The sequence below is a fragment of the Flavobacterium crocinum genome, assembly GCF_003122385.1.
Classification (GTDB): Bacteria; Bacteroidota; Bacteroidia; order Flavobacteriales; family Flavobacteriaceae; genus Flavobacterium; species Flavobacterium crocinum.
On record NZ_CP029255.1, the window covers coordinates 226,509 to 247,325 of the forward strand.

23 protein-coding genes are annotated in these 20,817 nt (G+C 33.1%); 14 read left to right on the forward strand and 9 right to left on the reverse strand.

Annotation, left to right across the window (positions count from 1 at the left end; genetic code table 11):
- Window positions 1-75: 75 nt before the first annotated feature.
- From murB to HYN56_RS01135, 6 genes are all read left to right on the forward strand, one after another.
- Window positions 76-1,089 (forward strand): UDP-N-acetylmuramate dehydrogenase, encoded by a 1,014-nt coding sequence (gene murB, locus HYN56_RS01110; protein ID WP_109190504.1) that lies wholly within the window; start codon window positions 76-78, stop codon window positions 1,087-1,089.
- Between the two features lie 86 nt (window positions 1,090-1,175).
- The gene (locus HYN56_RS01115) at window positions 1,176-1,790 is read left to right on the forward strand and encodes an FMN-binding negative transcriptional regulator (RefSeq protein ID WP_109190505.1); all 615 of its coding nucleotides are present in this window, start codon (window positions 1,176-1,178) and stop codon (window positions 1,788-1,790) included.
- An 87-nt stretch (window positions 1,791-1,877) separates the two neighbouring features.
- A complete protein-coding gene (locus HYN56_RS01120) occupies window positions 1,878-2,984 on the forward strand; it encodes a glycosyltransferase (protein WP_109190506.1) in 1,107 nt (368 codons plus the stop codon).
- Window positions 2,975-3,526: an RNA polymerase sigma factor gene (locus HYN56_RS01125; protein WP_109190507.1), complete on the forward strand. Its 552-nt coding sequence runs from the start codon at window positions 2,975-2,977 to the stop codon at window positions 3,524-3,526. Before HYN56_RS01120 ends, HYN56_RS01125 begins: the two co-directional genes overlap by 10 nt.
- A gap of 159 nt (window positions 3,527-3,685) precedes the next feature.
- Complete coding sequence (locus HYN56_RS01130; protein ID WP_109190508.1) at window positions 3,686-4,522, forward strand: energy transducer TonB; 837 nt, start codon at window positions 3,686-3,688, stop codon at window positions 4,520-4,522.
- A 129-nt stretch (window positions 4,523-4,651) separates the two neighbouring features.
- Entirely contained in the window at window positions 4,652-5,032 is a 381-nt protein-coding gene (locus tag HYN56_RS01135) for a PH domain-containing protein (protein WP_008464535.1), read from the forward strand.
- Window positions 5,033-5,090: 58 nt separating this feature from the next.
- Here HYN56_RS01135 and HYN56_RS01140 read toward each other — a convergent pair whose 3' ends face one another.
- Window positions 5,091-5,969: a M48 family metalloprotease gene (locus HYN56_RS01140; protein WP_109190509.1), complete on the reverse strand. Its 879-nt coding sequence runs from the start codon at window positions 5,967-5,969 to the stop codon at window positions 5,091-5,093.
- A 176-nt stretch (window positions 5,970-6,145) separates the two neighbouring features.
- Window positions 6,146-7,021: a M48 family metalloprotease gene (locus HYN56_RS01145; protein ID WP_109190510.1), complete on the reverse strand. Its 876-nt coding sequence runs from the start codon at window positions 7,019-7,021 to the stop codon at window positions 6,146-6,148.
- A 170-nt stretch (window positions 7,022-7,191) separates the two neighbouring features.
- Here HYN56_RS01145 and lipA point away from each other — a divergent pair, with 170 nt between their 5' ends.
- From lipA to HYN56_RS01160, 3 genes are all read left to right on the forward strand, one after another.
- Complete coding sequence (gene lipA / locus HYN56_RS01150) at window positions 7,192-8,058, forward strand: lipoyl synthase (protein WP_109190511.1); 867 nt, start codon at window positions 7,192-7,194, stop codon at window positions 8,056-8,058.
- A 101-nt stretch (window positions 8,059-8,159) separates the two neighbouring features.
- Entirely contained in the window at window positions 8,160-9,158 is a 999-nt protein-coding gene (gene gap / locus HYN56_RS01155; RefSeq protein WP_109190512.1) for a type I glyceraldehyde-3-phosphate dehydrogenase, read from the forward strand.
- A 26-nt stretch (window positions 9,159-9,184) separates the two neighbouring features.
- On the forward strand, window positions 9,185-11,356 hold the full coding sequence (locus HYN56_RS01160; RefSeq protein WP_109190513.1) for an ATP-binding protein: 2,172 nt from the start codon (window positions 9,185-9,187) through the stop codon (window positions 11,354-11,356).
- Between the two features lie 31 nt (window positions 11,357-11,387).
- On the opposite strand, the gene lpxK is transcribed toward HYN56_RS01160, so the two are convergent.
- The 3 genes from lpxK to HYN56_RS01175 are packed head-to-tail and all read right to left on the reverse strand — an operon-like array spanning window position 11,388 to window position 12,920.
- A complete protein-coding gene (lpxK, locus tag HYN56_RS01165) occupies window positions 11,388-12,410 on the reverse strand; it encodes a tetraacyldisaccharide 4'-kinase (RefSeq protein ID WP_109190514.1) in 1,023 nt (340 codons plus the stop codon).
- 4 nt (window positions 12,411-12,414) lie between these two features.
- Window positions 12,415-12,696 carry a Txe/YoeB family addiction module toxin gene (locus HYN56_RS01170; RefSeq protein WP_109190515.1) on the reverse strand — a complete coding sequence of 94 codons (282 nt, stop codon included), beginning with the start codon at window positions 12,694-12,696 and terminating at the stop codon, window positions 12,415-12,417.
- Window positions 12,678-12,920, reverse strand: coding sequence for a DUF2683 family protein (locus tag HYN56_RS01175; protein WP_109190516.1), 243 nt, complete (start codon window positions 12,918-12,920; stop codon window positions 12,678-12,680). Before HYN56_RS01175 ends, HYN56_RS01170 begins: the two co-directional genes overlap by 19 nt.
- A 192-nt stretch (window positions 12,921-13,112) precedes the next feature.
- On the opposite strand from HYN56_RS01175, the gene HYN56_RS01180 reads away from it, so the two are divergent.
- The 5 genes from HYN56_RS01180 (at window position 13,113) to rluF (ending at window position 17,386) form a co-directional block, all read left to right on the forward strand.
- Window positions 13,113-14,207: a Nif3-like dinuclear metal center hexameric protein gene (locus HYN56_RS01180; protein WP_109194694.1), complete on the forward strand. Its 1,095-nt coding sequence runs from the start codon at window positions 13,113-13,115 to the stop codon at window positions 14,205-14,207.
- A gap of 3 nt (window positions 14,208-14,210) precedes the next feature.
- Window positions 14,211-14,990 (forward strand): zinc ribbon domain-containing protein, encoded by a 780-nt coding sequence (locus HYN56_RS01185; RefSeq protein ID WP_109190517.1) that lies wholly within the window; start codon window positions 14,211-14,213, stop codon window positions 14,988-14,990.
- A 168-nt stretch (window positions 14,991-15,158) separates the two neighbouring features.
- Window positions 15,159-16,016, forward strand: coding sequence for an alpha/beta fold hydrolase (locus tag HYN56_RS01190; RefSeq protein ID WP_109190518.1), 858 nt, complete (start codon window positions 15,159-15,161; stop codon window positions 16,014-16,016).
- 74 nt (window positions 16,017-16,090) lie between these two features.
- Window positions 16,091-16,435 carry an antibiotic biosynthesis monooxygenase family protein gene (locus tag HYN56_RS01195; protein ID WP_109190519.1) on the forward strand — a complete coding sequence of 115 codons (345 nt, stop codon included), beginning with the start codon at window positions 16,091-16,093 and terminating at the stop codon, window positions 16,433-16,435.
- A 114-nt stretch (window positions 16,436-16,549) separates the two neighbouring features.
- Window positions 16,550-17,386 (forward strand): 23S rRNA pseudouridine(2604) synthase RluF, encoded by an 837-nt coding sequence (gene rluF / locus HYN56_RS01200; protein ID WP_109190520.1) that lies wholly within the window; start codon window positions 16,550-16,552, stop codon window positions 17,384-17,386.
- An 11-nt stretch (window positions 17,387-17,397) separates the two neighbouring features.
- Here rluF and HYN56_RS01205 read toward each other — a convergent pair whose 3' ends face one another.
- The 4 genes from HYN56_RS01205 to HYN56_RS01220 all read right to left on the reverse strand — a co-directional run bounded on the left by HYN56_RS01205 (window position 17,398) and on the right by HYN56_RS01220 (window position 20,692).
- On the reverse strand, window positions 17,398-18,267 hold the full coding sequence (locus HYN56_RS01205; RefSeq protein ID WP_109190521.1) for a LamG domain-containing protein: 870 nt from the start codon (window positions 18,265-18,267) through the stop codon (window positions 17,398-17,400).
- A 67-nt stretch (window positions 18,268-18,334) separates the two neighbouring features.
- Window positions 18,335-19,723 (reverse strand): DUF4153 domain-containing protein, encoded by a 1,389-nt coding sequence (locus tag HYN56_RS01210; protein WP_109190522.1) that lies wholly within the window; start codon window positions 19,721-19,723, stop codon window positions 18,335-18,337.
- A 59-nt stretch (window positions 19,724-19,782) separates the two neighbouring features.
- Complete coding sequence (locus HYN56_RS01215; RefSeq protein ID WP_109190523.1) at window positions 19,783-20,073, reverse strand: winged helix-turn-helix domain-containing protein; 291 nt, start codon at window positions 20,071-20,073, stop codon at window positions 19,783-19,785.
- 4 nt (window positions 20,074-20,077) lie between these two features.
- Window positions 20,078-20,692, reverse strand: a complete 615-nt coding sequence (locus HYN56_RS01220; RefSeq protein WP_109190524.1) for a hypothetical protein — start codon at window positions 20,690-20,692, stop codon at window positions 20,078-20,080.
- Between the last annotated feature and the right edge of the window lie 125 nt (window positions 20,693-20,817).

Here is a 20,817-nt window from a genome sequence, read left to right on the forward strand (position 1 = left end):
TTGATATTTATTTAAAACCCGTTTCAAATAAATTATAATCCTTACTTTTGAATCAGATTAAAAAGCCTTTTATTTATGGAAATCCAATCCAATTTTTCTTTAAAAAACTACAATACTTTTGGCATCGAAGCCAGCGCAAAACAATTCGTTGCCATACATTCTATTGCTGAATTGAAAACTATTCTGTCAGCAAACAAAAACGAGAAAAAATTTATTCTTGGTGGCGGAAGCAATATGCTTTTAACTAAAGATATTGATGCTCTAGTTATTCATATCGATTTAAAAGGCAAAAAAATAATCAAAGAAGACGATGATTTTGTCTGGGTTGAAAGTCAGGCCGGTGAAACCTGGCACGATTTCGTTCTTTGGACCATCGACAATAATTTTGGCGGATTAGAAAACATGTCGCTCATTCCCGGAAATGTTGGCACGACTCCGGTACAAAATATTGGTGCTTACGGAACTGAAATTAAAGACACTTTTGTTTCTTGCGATGCCATGAATATTGCAACTCAGGAAATAAAAACTTTCAATAATGCTGAATGTAATTTTGGCTACCGTGAAAGTATTTTCAAACATGAAGTAAAAGACCAATATATTATTACTTCTGTCGTTTTCAAATTGACAAAACGCAATCACAAAATCAATACTTCTTACGGAGATATTTTGGCTGAATTGGCTAAAAACAATATTGCTGAACCCACTTTAAAAGATGTCAGCAATGCTGTAATTGCAATTAGACAAAGTAAACTTCCTGATCCGAAAGAATTAGGAAACAGCGGCAGTTTCTTTAAGAACCCAATTATATCAAAATCTGATTTTGAGAAAATTCATCAGAAGTTTCCTGAAATTAAATATTACGAAGTTTCAGAAACCGAAGTAAAAGTTCCAGCCGGATGGCTGATTGAGCAAGCCGGCTTTAAAGGAAAACGTTTTGGTGATGCGGGAGTTCATAAAAACCAGGCTTTGGTTTTAGTGAATTACGGAAACGCAACAGGACAGGAAATTTTAGCTGTTTCTAAAGAAGTTCAGAAAACCGTTTTTGAAAAATTCGGAATTCAGATTGAGGCAGAAGTCAATGTGATTTAAAAAAATATTCGCCATGAATTACACCAATTTTCACTAATTAAATTCGTGCTAATTTGTGTAATTATTCTTGGCAAAAAAAGATATAAATGTATACACCAGATTTATACAAGAACGAAAATCAGGAAGAAATCAAAGGTTTTTTAAAAGAAAACAGCTTTGGAACCCTGATTAATCAGACTAACGGAAAATTATGTGCCACTCATATTCCGATAGAACTGGAAATAAATGCTGACGGAAAAGAAATTCTGCAAGGCCATATTTCAAAACTAAATCCACAAGCAGAAGGTTTTAAAGAAAATGATCAGGTTCTGGCTGTTTTTACAGGACCTCACAGCTACATATCATCTTCCTGGTACGATCACGAAAATGTTCCAACCTGGAATTACATAGCTGTACATGTTTATGGTCGGATTAAAATTGTTGATTACGAGACTTCTGTAGAACAGCTGAAAAAATTAGTTGACAAATACGAAATCAATTCAGAAAATCCTGTTCGTGTTGAAGATTTATCAGCCAAAACAATGCGCGAAGCAAGAGGCATTTTTGGTTTTGAAATTGAAATTGATGAGATTCAGGCCACGAAAAAACTTTCGCAGAACCGCGACGATCATAATTACAAAAATATAATTACCGAATTAGAGAAAACTGAAAACCCTCAGTCTATTGCCGTTGCAAAAGAAATGTCTAAATGCCGAAAGTAAATTCAGCTTTAGCTATTGAATTTAGCGAATTCATAAGTACATTTGCAGTCGCAGAACGTAAAAAATTAATAGAACCAAATAAATCAGATGCTTATATACATATTTTACTTTTTTATTGCTATTGTTGTTGTTCAACTATCTTATTATCTTGGAATTTTTGGAAAGTTTGCTTTTGGCAAACCGCAACATATTACGCCTAAAAACCTTCCTGTTTCTGTAATTGTATGTGCAAAAAATGAGGAAGAAAATGTAAAAAAATACATTCCGCTTTTGGCACAACAAAATTATCCTGATTTTGAAATTGTCTTAATTGACGATGCATCAAGAGATGAAACCCTTGAAATATTTGAAGAATTCGAAAAAGAATTCCCTAATATTCGTCTGGTAAAAGTGGAAAACAATGAAGCTTTCTGGGGAAACAAAAAATACGCTTTGACTCTTGGAATTAAAGCTGCTAAAAAAGATTATTTATTATTTACAGATGCTGATTGTTATCCAACTTCTAAAGACTGGATTACAGCAATGACTTCGCAGTTTACCCTAAATAAAACTATAGTTTTAGGATATGGAGGTTACGAAAAAGTAGAGCGTTCTTTTTTAAATAAAATTATTCGTTTTGAAACTGTTTTAACTGCTCTTCAGTATTTTTCATGGGCAAAAGCAGGACTTCCATATATGGGCGTAGGGCGAAATCTAGCTTACAAAAAAGAAGAATTCTTTAATGTAAACGGATTTATTGATCATATTCAGGTTCGTTCAGGTGATGATGATTTGTTTATCAATCAGGCAGCAAACAAAGTAAACACCACGATTTCTTATATGCCTGAAAGTTTTACGTATTCAAAACCTAAAAAAACATTCAGAGAATGGTTTACGCAAAAAAGAAGACATATTTCTACCGCAGAACATTACAAGTTTTTTGATAAAATGCAATTAGGATTATTTTTCTGTTCACAATTATTTTTCTTTTTGTTAGTTATAATTCTGCTTGCTTTTCAGTTTCAATGGATTGCAGTACTGGCTATTTTGGCAACACGTTACACCGTAGTCTGGACAGTAATTGGATGTACAGCAGGAAAACTGAAAGAAAATGACCTTAAAATATGGTTTCCGGTTGTTGAGATAGCACTTATATTAACGCAAATTAATATCTTTATAACTAATATCTTTTCAAAACCGGTATATTGGAAATAAATTCTAAAATAGAAAAAGCAAAAAAAGGCGATCAGATCGCCTTTACTTTTTTATTGGATCATTATTGGAATGAGGTATATTCCTTTATGCTCAAAAGAACCGAAAACGAAACCACCGCAGAGGATATTACAATTGAAACATTCTCAAAAGCTTTTGACAAAATAGCTTCTTACAACCCCGAATTTCAGTTCAATACCTGGCTTATAGCCATCGCAAAAAATGTCTATATTGACTTACTTCGAAAAAAGAAAACGAATCTTTTTATAGAAATAACAGACAACGAAGACCAACAGGCATACAATATAGCCGACCCTACTCCTTCTGCTGAAGATGCATTAATTAAAGAACAGAATCTTTCCCGTCTGCTTTTATGCATTAAAGAACTTAAACCCCATTATCAGGAAGTAATTCAGCTTCGCTATTTTCAGGAAATGTCTTATCAGGAAATTGCCGTTAAGATTGATGAGCCTCTAAGCAGCGTAAAAGTTAAGCTTTTAAGGGCTAAAAAATTATTGGCAGAAATTATCGAACGTAACAGATAATTTCTTATCTTTAAATCAAGAAAAATATACTATTCGTATTTTTATTCTTAAAATATCTATTTTATCACATACTAAAACTACAATTTTCTCGTTGTAGCTCCAAACCTAAATCCTTTATGCGTATGATTTAAAGTTACTTAACCTTAAAACCCAAAAATTATGTCTAAATTGAACATTTATGAAAACAAGTGGAACGATCTTGTTTTCGAAAACAGAAACAAAGAGTATGGAGCGTATCAATTACGCCAGGAGAATCCAAGAACTACGGTTAATGCACTCTTTATGGGTTTATTGTTAATAACTGCTCTGGGAAGCATACCTGTATTAATTAACAAATTTAAAACAGCACCAATCGAACCTGTCACTGAATTGCCAAATGACTTTGACAAACCGGTGACACCAGTAAATCTAGATCCAACTGTTGCGCCGCCACCACCTGCTCCATCAGCACCGGTCGTAAAAGAAACGACTACAACAGTAACAGATGCTAAACAATTAATTCATCCAATAGTAGCTACTACGCAGGATGCTGTTGACGATATTGCACCAAACACAGATAATACACCTGTTGTGTTAGCTACTCCTGGAACAGGAGATCCTTCTGGCACTAGTACATCACCTGGAGGCGACGGTACCGGACCGGTAACTTCTACTGCACCAGCAATTACTAACGATCCTGTTTCTGTGGCAGTTCTGGATAAACTTCCTGAATTTCCTGGTGGAATCAGTGAATTTTATAAATATGTTGGAAATAATTTCCGCAGACCTGAATTAGACATGGAAAAAACATTAAAAGTATATGTTTCATTCGTTGTTGAAAGAGATGGATCACTTACAGATATTATTGTTAGAAATGACCCAGGTTACGGAATGGGAAAAGAAGCGGTAAGAGTTTTAAAATCTTTAAGAACAAAATGGAAACCAGGAATTCTGGACGGAAAACCGGTTCGAACAGCATATAGCCTTCCGATCACAATAAAAACGGAAATGGAATAGTAAAAAAAGCAGAACTTAGTTCTGCTTTTTTAGTTTTAGTAAAAACTAATTAAGCAGTAGTCTAATTTGAAATTATTTTTCATTTTTATTTACTTTTACAGACATAATCATCAAAATAAAAATAAAACAATGGGAATATTTTCTGCTATTCTGGGCAATGCAGGTTCTGTAAGTCAGGAAGATCTAATCAAAAAATACGGGCAGCTTTTAACAGCAAATGAGGAAATCGAAATGGGTTTTAAACTTATTCGTGACACCTTCATTTTTACAAACAAAAGATTAATCTTAGTAGATGTACAAGGAATTACCGGAAGTAAAACAGAGTACAAATCGATTGCTTACAAAAACATTACAAGATTCAGCGTTGAAACCGCTGGAACTTTTGATCTTGATGCTGAATTAAAAATCTGGATTTCAAGCGAACAGCAACCAAGTATCGTAAAACAATTTAACAAATCTGTGAATGTTTACGAAGTACAAAAGATTCTAGCTTTTCACGTTTTAGGATAAAAAAACAAACCCGACAAAATTCTATTCTGTCGGGTTTTCTTAGTTTTCAAAACAACAATTATTTCTTTTTTGTTGTAGTTGTTTTCTTTGTAGTTGTCGTCGCTTTTTTAGTTGTAGTTGCAGCCGGTGCAGTATTTACAATTTTTTGTTGCACATACGGTTTATACAGACCATCTTTTTCAGCTCTCTTCTTAGCTTCATCAGCTCTTTTCTGAGAATCCGGATGCGAACTCATCATTTGATCAATAAACGACGCCTGAGATCCTTCACTCATTTTAGCTAAAATTCTAAAAGCAGATTCTTCAGCATTTACATTATAACCGTTTTTCTTCATGAAGTTATAGGCAAACAAATCGGCTTCCGACTCTTGTTTACGGCTGTATTTACTATCAATAATAGCACTTCCAATTTTTCCAAGCTGGCTATCAGTAACCGTAGCAAGAGTAGCAGATTGTGACGCCGCACCATCCATCAAAGCTTCTTTTTGATAAGCCGCTCTTATGGCGTCTCGTGAATCATTATTGGCAACGTGTCCAATTTCATGTCCAATTACAGCAATTAATTCGTTATCATCCATGATATCCATTAATCCGGAATATACACGAACACTTCCGTCTGCAGTAGCAAAAGCATTTACTTCTTTCAATTTATATACTTTATAATTTAAAGTAAATCCATCTCCTGAAGCATGTTTACCAAAAACACGGTTCAATCTCAAAGTATAACCATCTGTAGGCCCTGCAATTTCATGTTCTGCATCTAATTTATCTACAGCTTCTTTAGATAATTTAGCTGCGTCGGCATTACTAAAAGTAAAACCTGTAACTCCTTTTTGAACTGCTCCTATTGCTTTATCACCGAAATTAATCTGTGCAGTCATTTTAGTTACACCAAATGCTGCAAATAAGAGTCCCGCTATTATAAATTTCTTTTTCATGTTTTTTTATAATTACAATTTAACAACAAATGTAAATAACAAAAATGCTATTTCATTTCATAAAAAGCTTGTTTTTTCAACAATTAAAGATATAAAATTTATGTGAATCAGAAATCGTTTGGCAATCAAAAAAAAGCAGATTCAAAGAATCTGCCTTTTCAAATTGCATTAAAAAATTATTTCTTTTTTGCTGCTGTCTTTTTTGCGGTAGTTTTTGTGGCTGCTTTTGGTGTTGCAGTAACAGGTGCAGTATTTACAATTTTCTGTTGTACATATTCTTTATACAAACCATCTTTTGTTGCTCTTTTTTTAGCATCGTCAGCTCTTTTCCCAGAATCCGGATGCGAACTCATCATTTTAGTCATAAAAGAAGATTCGGCTCCCTGACTTAAATTTTGTAAAATTCTAAATGCCGATTCTACTGCATTCACATCATATCCATTTTTTTTCATAAAATCGTACGAAAATGAGTCCGCCTGAGATTCTTGTTTCCTACTGTGTTTACTGTCAATCATTGCACTTCCCAAAACTCCTAATTGAGATTTTGTAATCGTTTCTATTTTGCCCGATTGCGATGAAGCGGCGTCTAAAAGTGCTTCTTTTTTATAAGCTGCTTTAACAGCATCTCTGGAATCATGATTTACCACGTGACCAATTTCATGTCCAATCACAGCCAGCAATTGATTATCATCCATAATATCCATCAATCCGGCAAAGACACGAACACTACCGTCTGCACAAGCAAAAGCATTTATATCTTTCACTAAATAGACCTTATAGTTTAAATTAACTCCCTCGCTTGAAGCATGTTTTCCAAAAACTCTATTCAGACGAATAGCATAACCATCTGTAGGTCCTGCTACAGGATTATTGGCATCCATTTCTTCAATGGCTTGTTTTGCTAAAGCTGCTGCATCAGCATCACTAAAAGTAAATCCGGAAACTCCTTTTCCTAAAGCTCCCATCGCTTTATCTGAAAGTATTTGCGCATTTATCTGAGTAAAGCTAAAAGTCATAAATAACACACCAATGGCAATAAATCTTTTTTTCATATTTTAAAACTATTAAATTCACAACAAAATTAATTTTGAACGAATTTTCGGTTATCCCTGAAAGTCAAATTTGTAATAGATTAAGGTATAAATAGGAAAAGTGAACGAAAAGCAAATTTAGTCCTCAAAATGAACTACATTCCTTATCTTTGTGCTTTGATTATTGATATATGGAAACATCCGAAGCAAACATAACTACTGCAAAACCTAAATGGTTAAAAGTAAAACTGCCAATTGGACAAAAATATACTGAGCTTAGAGGCTTAGTCGATAAATACAGCTTAAATACTATTTGTACTTCGGGAAGCTGCCCAAATATGGGAGAGTGCTGGGGCGAAGGAACCGCAACTTTCATGATTTTAGGAAACGTTTGTACCCGTTCCTGCGGATTCTGCGGCGTAAAAACCGGAAGACCAGAAACAGTAGATTGGGACGAGCCGGAAAAAGTAGCACGTTCTATTAAAATTATGAATATCAAACATGCGGTAATTACAAGTGTGGACAGAGATGATTTAAAAGACGGAGGTTCTATTATCTGGATGGAAACTGTAAGAGCGATCCGCAGAATGAACCCAAATACAACTCTTGAAACTTTAATTCCTGATTTTCAGGGAATCGAGAGAAACATAGATCGTATCGTAGAGGCAAATCCTGAAGTGGTTTCTCATAATATGGAAACGGTAAGACGTTTAACTCGTGAAGTTCGTATTCAGGCAAAATATGACCGAAGCCTAGAAGTACTTCGTTATTTAAAAGAAAAAGGCATCAACAGAACTAAATCCGGAATTATGCTAGGTCTTGGAGAAACTGAAGAAGAAGTTTTCCAGACTATGACCGATTTAAGAAATGCTAATGTAGATGTAGTTACTATTGGTCAATATTTACAACCTAGTAAAAAACACCTTCCTGTAAAAGAATTCATTACACCGGAACAATTTGCCCGATATGAACAATTCGGACTTGATTTAGGTTTCCGACACGTTGAAAGCGGGCCGCTTGTTCGTTCTTCTTACAAAGCACAAAAACATATTTTATAAATTTCAGGTTTAACGCTTATTTGTTTAATCCTTTTAATCGCAGAGGCGTAAGAGGCTAAACAAATAAACGATTTTAACGATTAAACGAATAAACCATATAATTGAAAACAAGAATTGCCATTAACGGATTTGGAAGAATCGGAAGAAATTTATTTCGTCTCCTTTTAAATCACCCTGAAATTGAAGTTGTTGCTATAAATGATATTGCAGATAACAAAACGATGTCACATTTAATTAAATATGACAGTATTCATGGTGTTCTGCCTTTTGACGTAAGTCATGACGAGAACAGTATTATTGTAGATGGCAGACATTTTTTCTTTTTTCATGAAAAAAACATTTCAAATTTAGACTGGAAATCACATTCGATTGACATTGTAATTGAATCAACAGGAAAATATAAAACACACGAAGAATTAAACAGACATCTCGAAGCAGGTGCCAAAAAAGTAATTCTTTCTGCTCCTTCTGAAGTAGATACTATAAAAACGGTAGTTTTGGGTGTAAACGAAACTATTCTTGATGGTCACGAAAATATTGTTTCTAATGCAAGCTGTACTACAAACAACGCAGCTCCAATGATTAAAATCATCGAAGAGTTATGTGGTATTGAGCAGGCTTACATAACAACAATACATTCTTTTACAACAGATCAAAGTCTTCATGACCAGCCACATAAGGATTTACGACGTGCGAGAGGTGCAAGTCAGTCAATTGTTCCAACAACTACTGGTGCAGCTAAGGCATTAACAAAAATTTTTCCTAAATTGCACAACAAAATGGGAGGCTGCGGCATTAGAGTTCCAGTTCCTGACGGTTCATTAACAGATATCACTTTTAATGTAAAACGCGCCGTAAGCATTGAAGAAATAAATAAAGCATTTAAAGAAGCCTCAAAAACAAGTTTAAAAGGAATATTAGATTACACCGAAGATCCAATTGTCTCGGTAGATGTAATTGGCAATACACATTCTTGTTTATTTGACGCTCAGCTTACTTCAGTTATCGATAAAATGGTAAAGGTAGTAGGCTGGTATGATAACGAGATTGGCTATTCATCAAGATTGATCGATTTAATTTTACTCATAAGAAAAAAATAAGATTCATTGTAAAAGCATTGCCATACATGAAATACTGTCTTTTTATTGTTGTTTGTTTTCTTACTTCATCTTTGTATTCTCAAACCATAAAGAATACAGACAGCGTTGTGTATTATAACAAACTGGCAAACTCTAATCTTAACAATAAAAAGTATGATGAGGCGGCGGCTTTTACTCAAAAATCCATTAATTTTTGCGAAGTACACGGGCAAAAAGAAAATGTAGCCAATCAAACTCTAAAGCTTGGCAAAATTTTTTATAATCAGGGGAAACTTGAAGATGCTTTAAAAAACTTTCACAAAACCGTTTCCATATACGATACACTAAAACCAAGTTGTATTAAAGCTTTAGCACTATATTATGTTGGAGTAGCAAATACAGCAAAAGGCGACTACAAAACTGCTGATGTCTATTATACAAAAGCTCAGGATTTATTAAAAGAGCTTAATATAACAGATCATGCTGAAGCATTGAATTATCAAAAAGCATTAGCACAAAAGAGAAACAATGATCTTGTCCTGGCCGCAAAAACTTTCAGGAATATAACTAAAAAACCAAATAATCCGGGGATTATAAAAACAAAAGTAGATTCTTACTATCAGCTTGGCTTAATTGAAACTCAGCTGAAAAGGAACGATTCTGCTATGATTTATTTTGATAAAGCGTTAGATTACAACGAAAAAAGCAATGATCTTTTAAAAAAATCTAAAATCGTATTAGCTATAAGCCAGTATTATAAACAGAATAAAAATTATGATATGGCTTATTCTTTTTTAGACGAGCACTATCAACTGGAAAATTATCTTTTAAAACTAAAAAATGCTAAAGTTGATTTAAACGAATTCGAAAAATTCAAAAAAAATCAGTCTTTAAATAATACTATAAAAAGAGAAAGTGAAGAAAAAATTCAGCTTAAAACCTATCGCTATTCAAAGTTAGTCAGCATTCTTGCTATTGCTTTAATTTCGATTTTGTCTCTTTTAAGTTTGGCTTTATATAAAAACAATATTATCAGAAATCAGAATAATTTACTGCTTCGCGAAAAAAATAAAGAACTGATTTTAGCTAAAAACAAAGCCGAAAAAGCGTCAAAAGCAAGATCTGAATTCTTATCGACAGTAAGCCACGAATTAAGAACACCACTGAATGCAATCAACGGAATTACACATATTCTGTTGGAAGACAATCCAAAGAAAAAACAATTAAAATATCTGGAATCGTTAAAGTTTTCAGGCAATTACCTGACTACTTTTATTAATGAGATTTTGGAAATTAACAAAATTGATTCAACTAAAGTTGAGGTAGAAACGATCAGCTTTAATTTGAAAGAACTGTTATTTAACATTCAGAGTTCCTTAAAAGAATTAGCTACTGCTAATAAAAACTATTTCAATTTAGAAGTAGACAAATCAATTCCGGATAGTTTAATGGGGGATCCAACAAAACTGTCGCAAATTATATTAAACCTGATTAATAACGCTTTAAAATTTACCCAAAACGGACATGTAAGCGTTATTGCTAAACTATATTCTCAAGAAGAGGACACTGCTACAATTTACTTTGAAATTGTGGATACAGGAATCGGAATTCCTGAGGATAAGCTTCAAACTGTTTTCGAAAGTTTCTCACAGGGATCTATTGAAGTAAACCGAAAATACGGCGGAACTGGTCTTGGACTTACTATTGTAAAAAAACTAATCGAACTCCTTGGAGGAGAAATAAAACTTAAAAGTGAAGTGGGTAAAGGTTCTACTTTTACCTTCAAATTAAATTTTAAAATTAACCACGAACCATTGGAAGTAATTGAAGAAGTAAAACCATATAGTGACACACAATTGAAAAACAAATCTATTTTATTGATTGAGGACAATAAAATCAATCAAATGATAACTCGAAAAATGCTTGAAAACAAAGACATTAGTTGTGAAATCATTGATAACGGAGAAGATGCTGTTGAGCTTTTAAAGGTCAAACGTTTTGATATGGTTTTGATGGATGTTCACCTTCCTGGCATTAACGGTACAACAGCGACCAAATTAATTCGGGAATTTGATAAATCGACTCCGATTATCGCACTGACTGCTATTTCGCTCGACGAAAATCGTGACATGCTTCTTTCCTTTGGAATGGATGATGTTATTACCAAACCATTTGTTCCGGATGAATTCTACACTACTATTGCTAAATTTTTTGATTAATTTTTGCCTAAGCTACTAAGGTTCTAAGTCTCTAAGATCCTAAGTTTAGCCTGACATATTCCAAAATTGTTGCGTCAAAATTTTGCTGGTGATTGAGGAACGAACTCTTTATTGGAAGATAATACAATTGTGAAACCAATTTGGAATCTTTTAAACGAACATAATCTTTCTCAGTTGTAATTATTTTTCTTCCGTTAGCTTTAGCCAGAATTGTTTCTATATCGGCACCCGAAAAATGATGATGGTCCGGAAAAGTCAGACATTCATCATTTTCATTTTTTAAATATTCAAAGAAAGGTTTTGGTTTTGCAATTCCTGCCAAAAGTACTTTAGATTCTGATTTAATATCACTGACAGCAATTTTTTCGGACGTACCAAAAATCACTTCATCATAATCTATGAAAGTGAAAAAGATTTGCTGTGAACAACTCAATTTTAACTTTAGTCGAATTTCAGTCTGTTTTTCATCAGATAAAACTTTAGGACATTTGGTCACTACAACAATATTGGCTCTTTCTGCTCCGCTCCTGCTTTCTCGCAGATTTCCAGTTGGAAGCATAAAATCATCTGCGTACAAATCATCGTAAGAAGTCAGCAAAATATAAAATCCAGCTTTTACTTTACGGTGCTGATAAGCATCATCAAGCAAGATAATTTCCGGTTTTTGACTTTGTGAAAGTAATTCTTGAATTCCATTGGTACGATTGGCATCGACTGCAACCATTACATTTGGAAATTTTTGATGAAACTGAAAAGGTTCATCTCCCAAAATTTCGGCATTTGAAGTTTGATCTGCTAAAACAAAACCTTCAGATTTTCTTTTATAACCACGGCTCAAAGTAGCTACTTTATATTTATCAGATAATAATCGGATCAAATATTCAATTTGCGGTGTTTTTCCTGTTCCGCCTACACTTAAATTTCCAACAGCAATAACAGGAAGATCAAATGAAGTCGATTTTAAAACTCCTTTATCAAAAAGAAAATTACGAACTGAAGTGATAAATCCGTACAAAACGGCGAAAGGGAAAAGTATTTTTCGAAGTAAGTTCATAAAGTTATTTATCTGAATAATGACCCATTGCAGAAACTATAACAACAGTAACTATTTCCTCTTCCACTCTATAAATTAACCTGTCTTTTTTATTGATTTTTCTTGACCAATAACCTTTATAATTGTATTTCAATTCTTCTGGTTGTCCTTCTCCAGAAAAGGGATCTTCGGTTAGCTCTAAAAGCATTTTTTCAATCTTTTTTATAGTAGCTTTATTTCCTGATTTATAGTGATTTTTTAAATCCTTACGGGCAACTTCTTCAAAGTCTACAAAATACTTCCCCATATATCCTCAGGATTTAATCTTGTTGTTTTTCCTTTTTTAATATTGGCTTCTGCTTTTTTAATTTTCTCAATAAATTCAGGAGAATAAAAGCTTTCTTCTTTTTCAGTTTTTTTCGAATCGGTTTCAACTACTTCTATTCCGTCTACACCTTTAAAAAAAGCTTCAAACATCGCCATAAATGCCTTCCCTGATTTAGTACGTTCATTAATTTTTATTGTAGTCATGACTTTTCATTTAGAATTACAAATATACGAAAAGTAACATCAGTAACATTGTATTATCTATGTTACTAATTCTTGCAAAACCTTCCATAGATTTTAAAATTGAACTGTTTATTCGTTAATTTGTTTTACTTTTCAAACCTCCTTTTTAAAACTTGAAACTTGAAACAAGTAAAACTTGAAACAAAATTAAAAATGAAAATCAAAAATATAATATCTGTCCTCGAAGAAATGGCTCCTTTAGCTTATGCCGAAGATTTTGACAATGTTGGACTTTTAGTAGGAAATTCAGAAACAGATTGCACTGGCGTTTTAGTTTGCCATGATGCATTAGAAAACGTAATTAACGAAGCCGTCTCTAAAAACTGCAATCTTGTAGTTTGCTTTCATCCTATTTTGTTTTCTGGAATTAAAAAAATTACAGGCAAAAATTATGTAGAGCGAGCTGTTTTAAAAGCCATTAAAAATGATATTGCCATCTATGCCGTTCACACTGCTTTAGACAATCATTCGGCTGGAGTAAATAAAATTTTCTGCGATGCTTTAGGTTTGAAAAATACTAAAATATTAATTCCTAAAAATAATTTCATTCAAAAACTAGTCACTTTTACCGTTCCGGATAATGCTGACAAAGTTCGAAATGCATTGTTTGAAGCCGGTGCCGGAACAATTGGAAATTATGATAACTGCAGTTTTAATACGCAGGGATTTTTTACTTTTCAGGGAAATGAAGACAGCAATCCTGTTATTGGTGAAAAAGGAAAGCTTCATACAGGAGAAGAAATCAAAATCGAAGTTGTTTTTGAAAAACATTTACAATCCCGTATTTTAAAAGCACTTTTTGCCAATCATATCTACGAAGAAGTCGCTTATGAAATTTACGATCTGCAGAATCAGCATCAGAATATTGGATTAGGAATGATTGGCGAATTTGAAAATGAAATGGACGAAAATGATTTTCTTCATTTTGTGAAAGATAAAATGATCGCTGACGGAATTCGTCATTCTGCTTTTTTAGGAAAAAAAATAAAAAAAGTAGCCGTGCTTGGAGGGTCTGGAAGTTTCGCCATAAAAAATGCAATTCAGGCTGGAGCCGATGCTTTTTTGACCGCCGATTTGAAGTATCACCAGTTTTATGAAGCTGAAAACAAGTTACTTTTGGCCGATATTGGTCATTTTGAGAGTGAACGCTATACAAAAAATTATATTGTTGATTATCTTCGAAAAAAAATTCTTAATTTTGCAATCATTTTATCGGAAGAAAATACAAATCCAGTTAAGTACTTATAAAATATGACGAATACGAAAGAATTAAGTGTTGAGGACAAGTTAAGAGCAATATACGATTTACAGCTTATTGACTCTAGAATTGACGAAATCAGAAACGTTAGAGGAGAACTTCCTTTAGAGGTTGAAGATTTAGAAGATGAAGTTGCAGGTTTGAGCACTCGTTCAGAGAAACTGAAAGGTGAACTTGAAGTGATTGAGGAGCAAATTAAAGCAAAGAAAATTGCTATTGAGGAGCATAAAGAGGTTATTAAAAAGTACACTAAACAACAAGAATCAGTACGTAACAACAGAGAATTTAATTCTTTGACAAAAGAAGTTGAATTTCAGGAATTAGAAATTCAATTGGCTGAAAAGCAAATCAAAGAAATGAAAGCTTCTATCGAGCACAAAAAAGAAGTTATTTCTAACTTAAAAGAAAAACTTGATGCTAAAAGCTCTCATTTAAAACATAAAAAATCTGAACTGGATGCTATTATGGCTGAAACTCAGAAAGAAGAAACTTTCTTAACTGAGAAATCTGCTGAATTTTCTGCGCAAATCGAAGACAGATTATTAGCTGCTTACAACAGAATCAGAAGCAGTGTTCGTAACGGATTAGCAGTAGTTTCTATCGAAAGAGGAGCTTCTGCAGGATCTTTCTTTACAATTCCACCACAAACTCAGGTTGAAATTGCGTCAAGAAAGAAAATCATCACTGATGAGCACTCTGGAAGAATCTTAGTTGATACGCAGTTAGCTGAAGAAGAAAAAGAAAAAATGGAACAATTGTTCGCAAAATTCTAAATATCAAATCCCGATTTAAATCGGGATTTTTTTTTATATTTTTTTTGCCACTAATTCCACTAATTATCACTAATTATTTTTTTATCTGTAATAGTGAGAATAAAAAATTCGTGGTTATTTGTGTAATTCGTGGCAGACCTTTTTTTACCTTTAGAAAAAATTTAAGTTTTGAAAATTAAAAAAGGAATTCGTTTCATCACATTAAAATCCGTTGGATCTTACATTAATTTTTTGAGTTATGTGCGTCCGCAAAGAGCCATGGAACTTTCTTATGCTTTATTTAGCCAACCCAGAGTTGGTCGCTTTAAAAAAGAAAAACTCCCAAAAATCTTAAGGGATACAGAAACAGAAACGTTTCATCATAACGAACATCATTTTCAAACTTATATCTGGAAAGGAAATGAAACCAAAATCCTTTTGGTTCACGGCTGGGAAAGTAACTCGTCGAGATGGAAAAAAACATTACCACATCTTCAGAAATCCGGAAGCACGATAATCGCTCTTGATGCGCCTGCCCACGGACAAAGCAGCGGAAAAGAATTTAATGTGCCACTTTACGCCGAATTTATCAATAAAGCAGTCGAAAAATATCAGCCTGAAATTATCATTGGACATTCTATTGGCGGCGCAGCCTGCGTTTATCATCAATATTTATTTCCGAATACCAGTATTGCCAAAATGGTAATTCTTGGTGCTCCGTCTGACTTAAAAACTTTGATTGATAATTACATTTCAATGTTGAGTCTAAATAACAGAATGCTTCCTCTTTTAGAAAATAAATTTATAAATCGTTTTAATTTTAAACTGGAAGATTTTTCAGGGGAAAAATTTGCATCCCAATTTACTATTCCCGGTTTCATTGCTCATGATACTTCAGATAATATTGTGGCTTTCGCCGAAGGAAAAAAATTAGCCAGCAATTGGAAAAATAGTCAGTTTATTGAAACAACAGGTCTAGGTCATGGAATGCATGATGATGATTTGTATGATAAAGTGATTGAGTTTCTTTTTGAAGGAACAAAGTAACAAAGGTTCAAAGGGACAAAGTTTTTTCCAAAAATCTAAAATCTAAAATCTGAATTCTAAAATCTAAAATTGAAATGATTGCTGTAATTTTTGAAGTTATCCCAAACGAAGGAAAAAAAGATGAATACCTTGATATTGCAGCAAGTCTTCGTCCTGAATTAAACTACATAGATGGATTTATCTCCATTGAAAGATTTCAGAGTCTTGCTGATCCCGGAAAAATATTGTCTCTATCTTTTTGGAGAGACGAAGAAAGCATTCAGCAATGGAGAAATCTTGAAATGCATCGACATGCACAAGCAAAAGGAAGAAACGGGATTTTTAAAGATTATCATTTAAGGATTGCAACTGTCGTTCGTGATTATGGCATGTCTGAAAGAAAAGAAACTCCAGAAGACAGCTCTCAATTTCATTCTTAAAAAAGTTGCAAAGGTACAGAGATCCAAAGTGACAAAGGTTTCTATCAGTATTTCAAAAAAATCTAAAATCTGAAATCTGAAACCTAAAATCAATTTTTTGCCTACTTTTGCAGTATGGAAGAAAATTTAAAACGTCTTAATAAATTTATTGGAGAAACCGGTTATTGTTCTCGCCGTGAAGCCGATAAATTAATCGAAGAAGGTCGCGTAACTTTAAATGGTGCTGTCGCTGAAATGGGAACCAAAGTTTCCTCAAATGATGAAGTACGCATAGACGGAAAATTAATCGTTGAAAAAAACGAAAAAATGATTTATCTGGCATTCAACAAACCTGTCGGAATTGAATGTACGACTAATCTTGAAGTCAAAAACAATATTGTAGATTATATTAATTATCCGAAACGAATTTTCCCTATTGGAAGACTGGATAAAGCCAGTGAAGGATTAATTTTTATGACTAATGACGGAGACATCGTAAACAAGATTCTTCGCGCAAGAAATAACCACGAAAAAGAATATACCGTTACTGTAAACAAACCTATCACGGAACGTTTTATACAAAGAATGGGAAATGGTGTTCCGATTTTGGATACCGTTACCAAAAAATGTAAAGTCGAACAAATCAGTAAATATACGTTCAAGATTATTCTAACGCAGGGATTAAACCGTCAAATTAGAAGAATGTCCGAATATTTAGGGTATGAAGTTACAGCGCTAAAACGTATCCGGATTATTAATATTTCTTTGGATGTTCCCGTTGGGCGTTATCGTGATCTAACCGATGATGAAATTAAAGAATTAAACCAGCTGATTGAGCCTTCGAGCAAAACAGAAGAGGCAAGTCTGCCGAAAGTTGAAACTCCAAACAGAAGTTCAAATCCAAATTCAAGCAGAAGAACTACTTATATTTCTAAAAACGATCCCAGATTTAAAAAGAGAGGAGGCCAATAAGCCTCCTTTTTTTATTTTTCAAGCTTGATTTCCTGCAAAGGCGGATCAATTATTTCTTTCTGATCTGCAGGAACTCCAATTTGAAACGTATCATTATCAATAACGTGTTTATATTGTCCTGAGTTATTAAAATCACCTAGAGGATATGTTACTCCCTGATCATTATTTTTTGCGACATACATCTTTTTGATTTCACTAAAAGACAATACTCTTTTATAAACCCTAAGATCATCAATAGCTCCACTAAGATTCTCATAACCGTAAGGATACAAATCTCCTATAGTCAGCTTCTCTCCAGTCCATGAAAAATTAAATTTAAGCTCTTCCATGGGAAGAATTGCACCTTCAAAATTAATCGTGAACTTTTTTTGTTCTCCGTTTATGTACATCTGAAATATTTTGCCAGTATAAATAAAAGTTACCTGAACCCATTGATTTAACGGAATCTTTTCCTGAGAATTAAAGTGGATATAACCATTTTTATAGGTATGAAAATTAAGTGTTCCGTCTTTCTGAACCTGTAAATTAAAGTCTCTTCCCGGGTCTACTTTAGAAATAATTGTATTATGTTCAGTATACTTATCAAGATAAATCCAGCCAGTGATTGTAAAAGCAGTTAATCCATTAAAATTGGATACATTATCAATACTGATAGAACCACCATTTCCAAAATAAAATGCTCCATTAGTATTCTGACTTCTGTCTTTTACCGGCTGAATAGAATGAGAGTAAGAACTATTTTTTAAAGAACTTGCATCCTCTATATTCCCATTTAAGGGCAAATACAAAATCAAATCTTTATCAAACTGATTATCAACTGTTTTTTGTGCTTGTAACAAAACACTATTCAACAAAATTAAAATTATCCAAAAACTACGCATGATTTATAATTGTAATATTTATCCTGCAAATTTATAAAGCAATTTAGAAGATTAATCAAATTTAATGTTAATTTTTAACCTGCAGAAAATCATAGTATAAGGCTTTAGATAAGAATCCGGCATTTTGATAATTTGTAATCAATTCTTCTCTCACAGCCTCTGCGTATTTACCATTCAAATTATTCTTTTGAAGATATTCTCTTCTGGCCTCGTCATTAAAATTTAGTCCGCTTAAGAAAACCGGCTCTACTCCCTTGTTTACAGAAATATTATAAGTGGTTACTAAATTCCCCCAATTCACATAGCTGCAAAGAAGAACTGTTCCATAGAAATACCATACCATCTGATTGAAAAGATAGGCGTTGGTCTTCTGTTTTCTGATTTTCTGAAATGAAATCACCAATCCGATAATAGACAGAATTAAAAATGCATAAACTCCAAGACGTTTATAAGTCAGGCCATAAAAAGATACATATTCGGTATTTTTAATCATGGCACTTATAATCAAAATAACATTTAATGTAAGCCAGATTTTAGCTAAGTTTTTTAATGTTTTAGCCTTTTCGTCAAAGTTAAATCCTCCTTTGAAATAAAACAGAATTACACCTACAGCCATTAAGATCGAAAAAATTACAGCATTTACACGTTCATGTGTATCTGCACTAAGATTTGATTTTTCTACCACTTCAAAAAACTGCTCATAATTATAAGTTGTAATAAAAACCAGCAGCATAAGATTTAATAAAAACAATGTAATTTCCCCACTCTTTCTTTCAAAGTCCAAATCAAGAAATGAAAAAGTACTTTGATTTTTTACCTCAGAAATAGTATTGAATTCATTGTTTAATTTTGGATTGAATTCATAACAAGCATCAGGAACCCAGTAATTCCAAAAACTGAAAGAAATATAAAATCCAAGTATGCTGATCAGTACTAACTGAAAAACATCAATATCTAAAGTGTAATCTGTAAACAATGAAGAGAAATGATTACTTCCAAAAGAATAAACGATAAAAAACAATCCTAAAAATATCATCGGAATTACAACAAACGCTACAAGTTTCTTCGCAAAATCGTTGTGAATTTTTCGTTCAGGAAGCCATTGACTAAAAATAAAAACGCGTCCCAATGTTGTTATTCCGTTTAAGAATATCAAAGGAAAGATTTGTATAATTTTGAGTTCCCCCTCCTGTGTTTTAAACTGTAAAAACAAAATTGATAATGCTAAAGCAAAAAAAGATGCAGCATCTCCATACCACGCAAAAGCAAAACAAGACAAAATAGAAGTCATAACCAAAACCAGATGGGATCTGTCAACTAGCTTTTCCTGAAAGAAATAACTAACTAATAAAGTCAGTACCACTCCAAAAATAGAAATATTGATTCCAGGCTCCTGATTGTAAAAAAGCAGTGCAAAAACTGCTGTACACGCTAAAATAATTTGATGTTTTTTCATGATTTTAGTTTTTAAAAGTACTTTGTAATTCAAAGTTTTTGAATAAAAAATTTTAGTTTCTAAGATTTCATTAATTTTTCGAGATATGAAAGGTGTTCTTTAAACGCCGCGCGTCCAAGCGGTGTTACCTGATAAGATGTTTTTGGCTTTTTGCCTACAAATTCCTTTTTTACTTCGATGTATTCAGATTTCTCCAATGCAGAAGAATGACTTGCTAAATTCCCGTCGGTGATATCCAAAAGCGTTTTCATCTCGGTAAAATCTACCCAGTCGTTAACCATTAGAACGGACATAATACCCAATCTGACACGGCTTTCGAAATCTTTATTTAGCTTATCAATAATTCCCATTCAATTATTTGTATTTTTTGAACATTACTAATCCATATAAGATATGAAGAATTCCGAATCCAAGAATCCAGAACAATAATCCATATCCAATATAGAAAAGAGCAATTAATCCTAAACAAAGTTCGCAGAAACCTAAATATTTTACATCCGAAAAAGTATATTTTTCTGCATTAATAAGTGCTAAACCATAAAAAAGCAAAGTCGATGGCGCAACCAGTCCAAAATATCCGTGATACATTAAAGCCAGGCAAAAAACTCCTCCGGCAAATAGCGGAACAGACAAGTTGAATAACATCTTTTTTGTAGCCGATGTCCAGATTGGCAAGTTGTATTTTCGGCTTTTTCTAACAGTGAAAAAGATTCCGAAAACAAATGCGCATGCCATAATTATAATCCCAATCCAAAATAATTCCGACACCAGATTAACAGAATACGATCTGCTATCATCACTGATATAATCTATTCCATTTGCTTTAAAAAGCTGGTAAACATAGATTCCACCAATTAAAGCCGAAAGACCCGCGAAAACTCCTGAAAGTCCGCTTAATGATATAAATCTGGAAGAACGCTCCATCATGGAACGAATATGTGCTAAATCTTCTTGGTGTTTTTGATTCATAATTAAAGTACTTTGCGTTACAAAGTTATGTTTTATTTTGAAATGACAACACGCTCCATTAATTTTTTTTCAAAAAAAATCACTTTGTAAACAATAGTAATGTTTACAAAGTGATTTAAAGATTT